The organism is Methanobacterium subterraneum (assembly GCF_002813695.1).
GTDB lineage: Archaea > Methanobacteriota > Methanobacteria > Methanobacteriales > Methanobacteriaceae > Methanobacterium > Methanobacterium subterraneum.
Genome location: NZ_CP017768.1, coordinates 2,487,825 through 2,501,087 on the forward strand (window position 1 = coordinate 2,487,825; position 13,263 = coordinate 2,501,087).

At 38.4% G+C, this 13,263-nt stretch carries 13 protein-coding genes; 7 read left to right on the plus strand and 6 right to left on the minus strand.

Annotation, left to right across the window (positions count from 1 at the left end):
* Together BK009_RS12145 and BK009_RS12150 are read right to left on the minus strand one after the other, a co-directional pair.
* Window positions 1-852: a potassium channel family protein gene (locus BK009_RS12145; protein WP_100909681.1), complete on the minus strand. Its 852-nt coding sequence runs from the start codon at window positions 850-852 to the stop codon at window positions 1-3.
* Window positions 853-995: 143 nt separating this feature from the next.
* Window positions 996-2,969, minus strand: coding sequence for an FUSC family protein (locus BK009_RS12150; protein WP_100909682.1), 1,974 nt, complete (start codon window positions 2,967-2,969; stop codon window positions 996-998).
* Between the two features lie 260 nt (window positions 2,970-3,229).
* On the opposite strand from BK009_RS12150, the gene ectA reads away from it, so the two are divergent.
* The 7 genes from ectA to BK009_RS12185 all read left to right on the plus strand — a co-directional run bounded on the left by ectA (window position 3,230) and on the right by BK009_RS12185 (window position 10,140).
* Entirely contained in the window at window positions 3,230-3,736 is a 507-nt protein-coding gene (gene ectA / locus BK009_RS12155; protein WP_100909683.1) for a diaminobutyrate acetyltransferase, read from the plus strand.
* A 51-nt stretch (window positions 3,737-3,787) separates the two neighbouring features.
* Window positions 3,788-5,071, plus strand: coding sequence for a diaminobutyrate--2-oxoglutarate transaminase (gene ectB / locus BK009_RS12160; protein ID WP_100909684.1), 1,284 nt, complete (start codon window positions 3,788-3,790; stop codon window positions 5,069-5,071).
* On the plus strand, window positions 5,061-5,456 hold the full coding sequence (locus BK009_RS12165) for an ectoine synthase (protein WP_100904781.1): 396 nt from the start codon (window positions 5,061-5,063) through the stop codon (window positions 5,454-5,456). The genes ectB and BK009_RS12165 overlap by 11 nt, the downstream gene beginning before the upstream one ends.
* Window positions 5,457-5,808: 352 nt before the next feature.
* Complete coding sequence (locus BK009_RS12170; protein WP_100909685.1) at window positions 5,809-6,510, plus strand: hypothetical protein; 702 nt, start codon at window positions 5,809-5,811, stop codon at window positions 6,508-6,510.
* 218 nt (window positions 6,511-6,728) lie between these two features.
* Window positions 6,729-7,583: a metallophosphoesterase gene (locus tag BK009_RS12175; protein WP_100907479.1), complete on the plus strand. Its 855-nt coding sequence runs from the start codon at window positions 6,729-6,731 to the stop codon at window positions 7,581-7,583.
* Window positions 7,584-7,710: 127 nt separating this feature from the next.
* Window positions 7,711-9,822, plus strand: coding sequence for a phage holin family protein (locus BK009_RS12180; protein ID WP_100907480.1), 2,112 nt, complete (start codon window positions 7,711-7,713; stop codon window positions 9,820-9,822).
* A 105-nt stretch (window positions 9,823-9,927) separates the two neighbouring features.
* Window positions 9,928-10,140, plus strand: a complete 213-nt coding sequence (locus tag BK009_RS12185; RefSeq protein ID WP_100904777.1) for a YwbE family protein — start codon at window positions 9,928-9,930, stop codon at window positions 10,138-10,140.
* Between the two features lie 169 nt (window positions 10,141-10,309).
* Here the strand turns inward: BK009_RS12185 and BK009_RS12190 are convergent, their stop codons facing one another.
* The 4 genes from BK009_RS12190 to BK009_RS12205 form a co-directional block, all read right to left on the minus strand.
* Complete coding sequence (locus BK009_RS12190; RefSeq protein WP_100904776.1) at window positions 10,310-10,582, minus strand: hypothetical protein; 273 nt, start codon at window positions 10,580-10,582, stop codon at window positions 10,310-10,312.
* Window positions 10,583-10,761: 179 nt separating this feature from the next.
* The gene (locus BK009_RS12195) at window positions 10,762-11,697 is read right to left on the minus strand and encodes a transcription initiation factor IIB (RefSeq protein WP_048199818.1); all 936 of its coding nucleotides are present in this window, start codon (window positions 11,695-11,697) and stop codon (window positions 10,762-10,764) included.
* Between the two features lie 56 nt (window positions 11,698-11,753).
* Window positions 11,754-12,029 (minus strand): H/ACA ribonucleoprotein complex subunit GAR1, encoded by a 276-nt coding sequence (locus tag BK009_RS12200; RefSeq protein ID WP_100904775.1) that lies wholly within the window; start codon window positions 12,027-12,029, stop codon window positions 11,754-11,756.
* A gap of 115 nt (window positions 12,030-12,144) precedes the next feature.
* Complete coding sequence (locus BK009_RS12205) at window positions 12,145-13,215, minus strand: UPF0104 family protein (protein WP_100907481.1); 1,071 nt, start codon at window positions 13,213-13,215, stop codon at window positions 12,145-12,147.
* Window positions 13,216-13,263 lie beyond the last annotated feature (48 nt).

The window sequence follows — 13,263 nt, forward strand, 5'->3', positions numbered from 1 at the left end:
CTATTTTTCTTTTTTATTCAGGAGCTCTTTAATTTCATTTATTTCTGACTTGATATCATCCAAATCAGTTTCAATGCCTTTAACCTGTTCTTCTTTAACAATTTTTGATTCCAAGTTGTTTACTTGGGTTTCTAATTTTTTAACGTAATCAACACTTTTTTTGGCAAGTTTTTCCCGGTCTTCGCGTAGTTTATCCATTAAAGAAGAAGTAGTAGCTGCCGTTAACAGGCTAGAAATACCGATGGCACTAACCATGGCAATCACCCCAATTAAACGTCCCCAATGGGTGATGGGAACCACATCCCCGTAACCAACAGTGGTGATGGTTTGGATAACATACCATAATGAATCCTCATAGGTGCTAACTTCGGGATTAACTCCAGTTTCCAGTAAGAAAAATGATATTGAGCAGACTAAAAGCACAACTACAAAGAATGCAAATCCATAAACCAGTTTACTTTTAGAAACAAACTTATCTACGGCTTTACCTACCTGACGAGCGGCCATCAGCAAGGTCACTACTTTAATCAATGCGAGAATATTAAGAAGGATTGAAGATGAATCCAGATTTAAAATAATTATTCCAAGAAAATAAAATGGTATAATTGCTATAATGCCATTCCAGTTCCTTTTCAAATATCCTTCTTTTGATTTACTTCTACGGCGCTGGACCCAGTATCCGAATAAAAGCAGAGCACTGGTTACTAAATCAAAATAAGCAATATATGTATATGAATCTATTCTAATTGGCAGAAAAACACTGATAAATAGTAGTAAACTGTCTAAGAATACGAAGGCCAGGAGAATTACTTCCATGACCAGTTCCAGTTTACGACTAAGGTCATAATTCATGATTTCACTTGTTAGTACCATCAAATATTTTTTTCTATTACCCTTTTTGCAACCTATTTCAAAACTTGGAAGACTAGAGCCCTAAAAAATATTAAGTCAGTATTTATTTTTTGCTTGATATTTCTAATCTTCCCAACATTAATTCAATTCATTTCCCGGTATCTTTTTAAGGCACCGGTTTTAAGGCCCAATTCCACTCCTTCCTGGATGAATTTAACATCGCTAATGATCCAGTCCAGATAGTTTTCCAGATAGAGTGGAACACCCTCAACACCGTGATATTTATCAACATTTGCGTGGGGAAGTACCACACTTTTATCCACTGAAAGAGCCAGTTCATTCAATGCATCCATTAACTGTTCTTTAAAACGGGAAATATTTGGTAAAGAAACTCCTGATTCAATTAAAGTTGCCAGGGCAGAAATATCAGCGGCTAACTTCCGGTTGGTTGCCCCGAGTTCATTGTAAAATGACACATCATCGCCCACATCGTTAAAGGTGTCATTCACTTTTTTAATTGCAGATTCTAGGTTTTTATCTTCTAACATGTATTTCCTGAAAGTGGTAACCGCATGCTCATGATTGTAAACCACATCTTCACTGGGAATAACTGCATTCACATATTCCCGGTTGGCACCAATGGTTCTGGCAATCTGCCCTGGCAGATCCACGGTCATCCGGCTGGGTAAGATTAGGTATGCACAAATGAATGCTAAAATCGCCCCTATGGATATGTCAATTATTCTGGCAACTGCATTTTCAAATACGGTTCCAGTGGGCCAGACCAGTACTACAAAGATGGTCATGGCCATTACTGAAAGTCCCATATAGGTGGGATAGAATGCCCGGAATAAGAATAGCATTATAAACGCTATCCAAACTAACATCTGGTGGGGGAAGAAGAACCCAAGGGCAATAGCAAGGAGAATTGCTGTAAAATTAAATGAAACTCTGGAAATCATATTGTTTAAGGTACTGGTCACGTCTGGCTTAATGATAATGAGAATACCCATGGTTACCCATATAGCACTTCGCTCATGAGTTAAGTACACTACCATGAGTCCCAGGGTCATGGCCAGGGTGAAACGCAGAGCATGACGTATGTACATATTACGAAGATTGAAGTTAGCCTTTAAAACTTCCTGAAGAGAGTTCCGGGGTGATTCTATTCTCAGTTTATTGGAAGATGTCTCTTCTTCAGCCAGTAACTCTTTCACCCTTCTAAACAAGCTACTCATGTCCTGAGCCACATCTAAAACAGCATTCATACTTTGATCATTGGCAGTTTCCTGTAGTTTCAATATTTTTTCATCTACAGGTTCCAGATCAAACTCATTTTCATGATTAGTAATACTCCTGGCAATTTTCAAACTGTTTTGGCTGGCAATTTCCATGAAACTCTGGAAAATGTCTTTCGATTCACCTGATAAGCGGGATAAAATTAGTTCTCCATATCCTCGGAATCCATTAAGATAAGTTCCCATCCTGAAAAGTTCATAACTTCTCCTAGAAAGAGGAACACCAGATAATGCATATCTTGTTAATAAAACTTTTTCCAGGGGTGTTCTGGGGTTATAAGGGGATGCTACCATTTTTAAAATATCATCTTTCCGGTGAATTAACTTGGGAATAAATAGAATAGATGCAACCAGGTAGGCTAAGACTATGTAAAGTCCCCAGTCAAGGGGTGGGGCGTTTTTGTTCACCAGCAAAACTGACATGAAGTAACCGGTGAATACCATAAATCCAAATAAACCTGCAGTTTCGCTAAAGATATACAGGGAAATACTAAAGAACGCCCAGACTACTGTAAAAAATAAGAAAACAGGCAGACTTGAAAGTGCAAGGGAAGAACTTACAAATGCCAATAACGTCATTAGAAAGCCTGCCAAAGCTAGGGGGATGATCTTACGTAAAGGTAGTGGCAGATCTATTATTATAGTTGCCATAAGGGTGATGAACATAACTGCCAGTAAACCCTCATCAAAACCTAAATATCGGGCTATTAATACAGCTAAAACCATTAAAATGATGGATCTAGCTGCTAGTTTCCATTGGGGACTACCAGTAGGTTTTGAAAGTATCTTTAACTTGCCCATGAAACCCTTCTTTTCCATTTGCACACTCGAACTTGATTATATGGGAAAATTTACAGTTTATTGTTAAATCTTGGTTTATAGTTTAATTATTTTTATTTTTCATTCAATTCTTATTAAATGTTAGATTTATTGTTCATTACAGATAGTAAGAAAATGTCTAAAGTAAATAGACTTATTCTTAAAAAATACTTCATTAATCAGTTAAAATAAGTTAATCACCTTAAAAATCAGTCTTCTTGGCGAATACTTTTTAAGTGATGGAAAATAAAATTTAAGTTATGGGCTTAAAAAATGATGAAAGGCCAATAATAATTCGTAAACCTCAAATAGGGGATGGATTTCACATCCACAATCTAGTTCAAAAATGTAAACCATTGGATATTAATTCTTTATACAGTTATCTATTGGTATGCAGTCATTTTGATCAGACCAGCGTTATATCAGTATTAAATAATGAAATAGTTGGTTATATATCTGCTTACATTAATCCGAACCAAAATAAAACTCTTTTTATATGGCAAGTAGCAGTACATCCTGATATGCGTGGTTATGGTCTGGCCACCAAAATGATAATGGATATCCTTAATAGAAAACAGACTAAATCAGTTGAATTCATTGAAACAACAGTAACTCCTTCAAATCAAGCTTCAATGTCTTTATTTGAGGAAATAGCTTCTCAATTGAATGCTAATCTTAAAAAATCCCCACTTTTTACCAGTGATCTATTTGGCAAATTGAATCATGAAGAGGAATTACTTTTCCGGATAGGCCCCTTAACTAAATAGGAGAAATTAATTGATTAGAAATGAGAATAGTGTTATGAACGTAGTGATTAGATGAAAACATTCAAACAGCATGAATCAGAAGTACGCAGTTATATAAGGAGTTTTCCAGCAATATTTAAGAAAGCAAAGGGTTCAATCCTATATGACGAACAAGGAAAGGAATATATTGACTTTTTTGCAGGTGCAGGGACTTTAAACTATGGACATAACAATCCCCTGGTTTCAGAAGCTCTTATAAAATATATACAGGACGATGGTATTATCCATGGCCTGGATAAAGCTACTACGGCCAAAAAAATATTTTTAGAGAAATTCTACGATATAGTCCTACACCCCAGGCATATGGAATATAAAATACAATTTACTGGGCCTACTGGTACTAATGCAGTTGAAACAGCTTTGAAATTAGTTAGAATGGTTAAAGGTAGGAGTAATATCATTGCATTTACCAATGCATTTCACGGGCTGACATTGGGGTCTATGGCAGTAACAGCAAATTCATTTTACCGAGATGAAGCATTTATCAACCGAACCAATGTAAGTTTCATGCCATTTGATGGATACTTCGGCGAGGATGTTAATACCGCAGATTATCTTAGGAAATACTTGGAAGATCAAAGCAGTGGAGTGGATCTGCCAGCGGCAATAATTCTTGAATGCATTCAGGCTGAGGGTGGTATCAATGTGGCTAGTGATGAATGGCTTAGGGATATCGAACAAATATGTAAAGATTTTGACATATTACTAATTGTGGATGATATTCAAGTAGGTAACGGCCGTACTGGAAGTTTTTTTAGTTTTGAAAGTTCAGGAATCAACCCAGATATTATAACACTTTCTAAATCTATTGGAGGGGGTTTACCATTATCCATGGTACTACTGAAAACAGAATTAGATCAGTGGAAGCCGGGGGAACATACTGGAACATTTAGAGGGAATAACCTAGCTTTCATAGCATCTGTAGAACTTTTAAGTTACTGGGAGAACGACAATATACCCAACACTGTTAAGAGCAAAGAAAAAATACTCAAAGAAAGGTTAATGGAAATAAAAAATGAATATCCAAGTATTCAGGCGGAAGTACGTGGCAAAGGATTAATATACGGGCTTAAAATTCCCCTAAGAGGGTTTTGCACTGAAGTATCAGAAGAAGCATTTTCAAGAGGTCTTTTGATAGAATTGGCAGGTGCAGAAGATAATGTCCTTAAATTTCTGCCTCCATTAACTATTGAACCTGATCTATTAAATGAGGGTTTGCAAATAATTGAAGATTCTATTAAATCTGTTCTGGAAAAAAGAGAAGCCATGATTGAGGATTTAAATAATGATAGTTAGAACCTTAGAAGAAATTGAGGGAACCCGCCGTGAAATTTTTGCTGAAAATAATAACTGGGTTAGTAAACGTTTTATTTTAGCAGAAGATAACATGGGGTTTTCCTTCAATGAAACCATAATCTATGCCAACACTGAAACTTTAATTTGGTATAAAAATCATTTAGAGGCGGTTTATTGTGTAGAAGGTGAAGGTGAAATAGAAACTACAGAAGATAGCATTGTTTATCCTATTAAACCAGGAACACTGTATGCTCTAGACAAACATGACCGTCACTATCTTCGAGCTTATGGAAAGGATGTTCGTTTGCTATGTGTCTTTAATCCACCACTGGTGGGTGATGAGGACCATGATGAAGAAGGTGCCTATGTTAAATCAGGTAAATAATCTAACCTCTGAAAGTGAAGATCTTCTGATGGTATAACAATTTCTAGAAATACCAAAAACCTCCTGAAGATACTATTCTAGGGCTTCAGGAGGTTAAGTCATCTATTTAACCTAATTTATGTTTTTTGTAGGTTTTGCTACGCATGAAAACATTTTAAAAAAATTTTACTTATGCATTATTTAATAAGCCCTCTAAAATCTTTGTTTATTTATTCTTAAGAAAGAGTAATATGCCTATTCCAACTCCTTAAAGATAAAGAATACCCTTAAGGACCATCTAATATTGCAAAATAAATTTTAATTTGTATGTAAAAGTTATAGATATAAATATATAAAATGGGGAGATTAACAGATGAGCTATTTAAATCCTAATCCGAAAGATATGAGTCCATTGCAGAGGAATTTGTTGAGAATAATGAGGATATTCCTTTTAGTTGCCGGTATTTACATCACCATCTTTGGAGGGGTGAATGGAGAGGAGCGAATATTCGGGATCCTGATCCTGGTGGCACTGGCCATAATCAACGCCCCGGCACTGGTCACTGGAAACCGAGTTCGTGTCCTTCCTGTGGAAATTGAACTCCTACTCCTGGCCATGGTATTATTTGAACTGGTGGGAGGGGATGCACTGGGATTATACGTTAGACTTCCCCACTATGATAACTTCATGCACTTCATGCTACCCTTGTACATTGCTCTCATGGGGATGATGGTAGTATACACCATGTACTACTACGGGAGGTTAAAAGCATCATTGGCTGAGATGGCCATCCTCATTGTTATTCTAACAATAGGATTTGGGGGTATACTGGAAATGGGTGAATACACCTATGATACATACTTCTCCAAGGGACCAATCGGTCAGATCACAGGAAACACACAGATGCAGGGTTCACCAACCCAGGACCCCTTGGATGACACCATGAATGACTTATTCACCGACACCGCTGGAGGAATTGTGGGAGCCATTTTAGGAGTGCTACTCATAAGAAGATCAGAACTGGAAGGTGGGCACTGGAAAGTAGCTGATGAAATAGAGCATATGGGTAATTAATGATAAAGTAACCAAAAAAATTCCTTTCTCTATTTTTTGCACCGATAATTAATACCTATTTTTCCCCCAAAAACGGGTTTATGGGTTTAAAATCATTTAAAAAATTTTATATAAGTTAATTGTTATAATGTCATTGTGTAAAATTTATTCAATCCTACAAAATTATTAGTTTGCAGTTATTTGGTTGGGTAGTGAATCTCATAAGGAATCGGTTTTAAATGAAAGAAAAGGATCCCAATGCCCTGAAATATAGGCAGAAGTTACAGAGGGGAATGACGCACTGGCGTCATAAAATAGGAAACCCTGAATTCAACCATAAAGATTTCCAAGTGGAACAGGTTGAAGTCATAGTACCCAACCTTGATCCGGTTTTCCACAATTACCGCCTGCTGAACCTCTCGGACATACATCTCGGACAATGGATCACACCAAAACATCTGGAAGGTGTGGTGCAGATGGTAAATGATGAAAAACCAGATTCTATTACTATAACTGGTGATTTTGTTTCTTACATACTGGACGATGTGGCTTGGGATCTGGAAAACTCCTTAAAGAAGCTAAAACCTAAAGAATTCTCATTAGCAGTTTTGGGAAACCATGATCACTGGTTAAGTGCAGATAAGATACGGGAAATATTACACCGGTCTAATATTATCGATGTCAGTAACAGTTTCCACACTATCACTCATGATGAAGCTCATCTGCACATTGCAGGAGTGGATAGTGTGATGTTGGGTAAACACCGCCTTGATTTGGTACTGGAGAAACTCCCTGCAGAAGGACCAGCCATACTTCTGGCCCATGAACCTGATTTTGCTGATATAAGTTCTATTACTGGACGTTTCAGTCTGCAAATATCCGGACACTCTCATGGGGGGCAATTCTTAATACCGGGGCTGGGCACATTCATTCGGGGTCCTCACTTCCTGAAATACCCTGCTGGGAAATATATGGTGGGGGATATGGTTCAATATACCAGCAGAGGATTGGGGACAAATGTATTCTGGTTTAGAATTAACTGCACCCCTGAAATCACGGTATTAACACTGAAATGCTCAAAAGATGTGATTTAAGGGTGGCTATACCTAATTACAATGATCTGAATGGTTAAAATTTAATAGACTATAAAAATATTATTTAAGTGGATTAAAATTAAAATGATGAGTTAAGAGGAAGAAGCCTGTATTGGGGATAATCTGGATGGGAGATGGGGAAAAACATTCATTAGATTGGCATAGTCAGATCCAGGGCCATTCTCGTTTCTACTGGTTAGGTAGAACCCTGGTTATGTGGCTGGGGGGATTTCTGGGATTTGTGATTATTGATTATTTGTCAGTGGGGCTGCATTTTGATGATTGGTACACTGCGTTTATAGCTGCAGGGGTGGTGGGCATTCTAAATGCGATGTTCTGGCCAGTGTTAACCAGAATATTATTGCCCTTTATGGTGTTTACCGTGGGAATAGGGGCATTGCTGTTAAATGCATTTTTATTATGGCTGGCCAGTGACTTAGTGGCTGGATTTACCATTGAAGGACCTGCCCTGATATTAACGCCCATTGCCATGGCTGCAGTAACTGCAGTGTTATCTGCTATTTTAACCATTGATGATGATGCCACCTATTATCGGAGTGTTATCAGAAAGTTTAAAAAGGGCAAAATTAAATTTGATGAAAAACCAGGTGTAATCTTTTTGGAGATAGATGGTCTTGCCTTTAACATTCTTAGTGAGGCTCTGGAGAAGGGAGCCATGCCCACCCTTAAGAAATGGCTGGAAAATGGCACTCATAGGGTGATGCCATGGGAAACTGACTTATCCAGTCAAACCGGGGCCAGCCAAGCAGGAATACTCCATGGGAATAACCACAATATTCCCGCATTCAGATGGGTGGAGAAGGATAAAAACAATAAGATCATGGTATCCACAGGATTAGCTGATGCCCCAGTTATTGAAAAAAGGATTTCCGATGGTAACGGGCTTTTAGCCTGTCATGGTGCCAGCAGAACTAACCTTTTCTCAGGTGATGCAGGTGATGTTATTTTTACCTACAGTCAGCTTAAAGACCTGGGAAGATTTTATAGCCGGGCATGGTACTATGTTTATTCTTATCCATCTAACTTCGCCCGTATCGTAGCACTATTCCTGTGGGATGTGCTGCTGGACTTGGCATCCCAAATAGTCCACTGGATAAAAAATATTCAACCTCGTATAAAGCGAGGTTTAATTTATCCATTTATAAGAGCAGGAGCTAATGTGTTCCTCCGTGAAGTTACCACAGCTGTAGTTATTGGAGACATGCTGGACGGTAAAATTGACGTGGCCTACGTAACCTACCTTGGATATGATGAAATAGCCCATCATTCTGGAACTCGGGATTGGGATGCCTTCCACGCCCTTAAAAAGTTGGATATGCAGTTTCATCGTTTGGATAACGCCCGTAAATACTCACCACGCCCCTACCATCTGGTGGTTCAATCAGACCATGGTCAGACCAATGGAGCCACTTTCCTGCAAAGATATGGTTTGAGTCTGGAGGATCTGGTCCGGGATTTAATGCCTCCAGAAACTCGTATCTACAGTGAACTCTCTTCCAATGAAGACCACTTTGGCCAGGCAATCCAGAATCCCATTGAAGATAGTAAAAAATATATAATGGGCAGAAGTGAACCAGTGGTGGACGAAAGCAGGTATATCTTTGATACAACAGTAAAAAAGGCTGATGAAACTCCTGTTATTAAGGGAAAAGTATTAGGCTACTTGCAACGTCACCAAATCGGAGAACTGCATTCAAAAGTATCTTCTGCGAATGCTCAGGTTATTGTCCTGGCATCTGGAAATCTGGGTCTAATATACCTAACCGAACATGTTGATCGGTTAACATTTGAACAGATAAAAACCATTTACCCTGATCTTATCCCTGGCCTGGTTCAACACGAGGGAGTGGGATTTGTAATGGTCAGTTCCAAGGAACATGGGCCAATGGCCATGGGAAGGGAAGGAATCCACTATCTTAAAGATGGAACTATAGAAGGAGAAGACCCATTAACTCCTTTCGGACCAAGAGCACATGAACACCTCCTTCGCACTGACAGTTTCCAATACGCCCCGGATATTCTGGTTAATAGTTTTTATGATGAGGAAAAAAATGAAGTGGCTGCATTTGAAGAACTGGTGGGTAGTCACGGTGGTTTGGGCGGTGAACAAACACAGCCATTTATCTTATATCCTTCACAATGGTCTATGGGTTCTGAAGAGATAGTTGGGGCTGAAAAATTATACAAAGTTCTTAAAAAACAGTTGGAGCAATTATAAAACAGGTTTACAAGCATATCCTCTGTTATATTAGGAATTGAAAGTTCAACATATTAGGATATTTTAAAATTAAGATTTAAGTTGTAAAACTTTGAGATGGAAACTATGAGTCAAAAGAATGGTAAAAACAGGAAGAATGTAAAGATTGGATCTGAAGTTTACATTGTGCTCAAAAAGGATCAGCGTAGTGGTAAAAGAACTAAAGGTGTGGTTAAAGATTTATTAACCCGCTCCGCATTCCATCCCCATGGGATAAAAGTACGGCTTGAGGATGGCAGAATTGGAAGGGTTCAAGAAATAATTCAAGTAAAAGAATAGAAGTTAGCAAATTCATAATTTCCGATTAATTGAAAAACATTAATTAAACTACTATTAAGAGCATTAATATTGATAAAAATGTAGTATTTATAAAAATAAGGAATTAATTAAATAGGGGTTAAAAATTTTTAAATAAATTTTAAAAAGGTTAAAAAAAGGTTAGTTATATTTATTTCTCATCCTGGGTGACTGGGATCTTCCAGAGATAACCTACTTTTTTACCGCTTAATTGTTTATTTTTACCTTTCTTCTTGGTTAATTGGGCTTCACTGCCTTCCCATGATTCAACGTGTTCATCTAGGTATCTGGCTATTTCTTCACTGTATTTTTTGGTTCCAATGGTGTAATTATCACTTTTATTACGGATATAACTGATTCCGTCACCTTTTTCTTCCATTACCTTGGATATTTCCATTATTTTTTTATAAAAATCTACTGACATAATGAGGTCTCCTTAACTTTATTTGGTTAAAAAAATATTCATGAGTTTGTTAGGTATTTTATTCATTTTTTAATTCGATCCATATAATTGTATGGTTTAATAGAAAAATAATAAAAATTGGTGGGAATAAATAGAGAAAAATTTTTTATAATCTTTTTCTCTAAATCTCTTCCAAACCACTAGAGTGTAACACCCATGTCTAACTGTTCTGTGAGTTCTTTGTACCTGTTACGAATGGTAACTTCGGTAACTCCTGCTATGTCGGCCACGTCACGTTGGGTTTTCCTTTCACCGAGTAATACTGATGCGATGTAAAGGGCAGCGGCAGCAACTCCTGTAGGCCCCCTTCCGGAGGTCAAACCTTTTTCCATGGCTTTTTCTATGATTTCTATGGCTTTGGATTGAACTTCTCCTGATAGGTTCAGTTCACTGGCAAAACGGGGCACGTAATCCACAGGACTGGTTGGTGGTAGTTTGATGTTCAGTTCCCTGGTAAGGAAACGGTAGGTTCTACCCACTTCTTTCTTGCTTACACGGGATACTTCGGCTATCTCATCCAGGGTTCGGGGAACATTACACCTTCTGCAAGCAGCGTAAAGTGATGCTGCAACCACTCCCTCTATGCTTCTTCCTCTGATGAGTTTGTTCTCCACAGCGTTACGGTATACTACTGATGCAGCTTCTCGCACACTTCTGGGGAGTCCCAGTCGTGATGAGTCACGGTCCAGTTCTGAGAGGGCAAAGGCTAGGTTACGTTCAGTTGCACCTGAAATCCTGATTTTTCTCTGCCATTTCCTGAGCCGGTACCACTGGGCCCGGTTCCTGGCGGGGATGTCACGGCCGTAGATGTCCTTGTTTCTCCAGTCGATCATGGTGGAAAGACCCTTATCGTGGATGGTGTAGGTGATAGGTGCACCTACCCTGGTCCTTTTATCACGTTGTTCATGGTCGAAGGCCCTCCATTCAGGACCCATATCCACCAGGTTGTCGTCAATTACCAGACCACAGGAACCACAAACGATTTCTCCACGTTCATGATCATTTATAAGTTTTTCAGACTGACATTCAGGACATTTAGTCTCGATTTTTTCAATCTCAGACATATCCTGTTTCATCTGTTCTTTCCCTGAAACTTCTACCTTCTCTTTAGCAGTTTCTGGAATTTTTTCAACTAATTCTTGCTTCGTTTCCGTCGCCCCCATTTCTTCTTGGCTTGTTTTGGCACATAAAGTGTCTCTCCAACTCGGTTTTCAAAGTTTTCAGAAATTGATGCAAGGATCTTCACAGATATGTATGGATCCTTAGTAGGTCCGAAGACATCATGAATAAACCCTACTTTCTTACGACGAGAGTTAAAAACAGACAATCCTAAAGCAGGTGTTTGGTTCGATCGGAGTATAATTCGTCCTCTGTTTGACAAATGTAGTATGCTTCCAAGTTTCTTCATGCACTAAACCGAAAATTTTATATACTCTATGTTCTTCAATTTCTAGTATATAAATCTTTCGATAGCTTTATAAAAAAGATCACTAAATGTATCCTAATTTTCACTAATCTGCGCGCTATGAATCGGCTGATGGTGAGTTAACACTTTTATTCTTAATCTTGCGCCCATAGTAGAGTGCTGCCAGCGCACCAATTATGGTGGGAACGAAATAACTGGCCAAACGATCAATGAGGCTGGCGGCCATTACCACATCAGCTGAAACACCAACCACTGCAAAGAGGCCAATTAAAGTAGCTTCCCTTATTCCCCAAGCACCTGGAAGTAATGGTAAGAGACTAATCAGAATTCCAATGGTGTAAATTATTACCAGGGGTAATACTGGGGGGTATACTCCTAAAGCCCCAAAACATACATACATTCTTAACATGTCAAAGCCCCACATGGCAAATGATAGAATAAAGGCCAATAAGAATATTTTCCGGTCTTTCAGTGCAGTGATAAAACCAGTTGAAAACCGGTTGATATAGAAGATTATTCTGTCACTAATCTCATTAAATGAAATTTCTTTTTTGGTTAGGCGGACTGCAGTGGGATAAATGGATCTGGCAATTGATATAATTACCCGTTGAGTGATTTCTTTTCTGAGACCAGCATAGATCAGTATTCCAAATAGGGTTATAGATGCAATAATCATGGCTATTACAAATATTCTGGTTACTGGAGGTATATTCCAGCTTAGCAAAAACAGGGCAGCGATAATTGATATCAAAACGAATGGTAGGAATTCAAATACCCTATCTGCAGTCGAAGATGCAAATCCTATTTCAAATGGTGTTCCTTCCACCTCCTTTAACAGGTACGCCCTCAGAGGCTCTCCACCTGCAGCACTGGGCGTGACATTGTTCCCGAATAAACTGGCCAATAGTAACATTAGAAGGGTGGTGAATTTAGGGGAGGTGTCTACCACATCCAGAATCAGCTTCCACCTTAAGGTCCAGACCACATTTATTCCTATTTCTAATACTATATTAAATAGAACCCATTCCCATTTGGCTTTTCCAAGGGCTGAAACTACATCATTAAAGCCGATAAGAAAAGTCATTACGAAAATCAAAAAAGCAGCGACAGCAAAGGAAACAAGAATCTTCCATTTATGTTTTCGTAAAACTTGGTAAGTGTCCTGCATCAAACACCTCTATTAAAAAAACCTTACTCAAAAAAATCTTTGGAAATG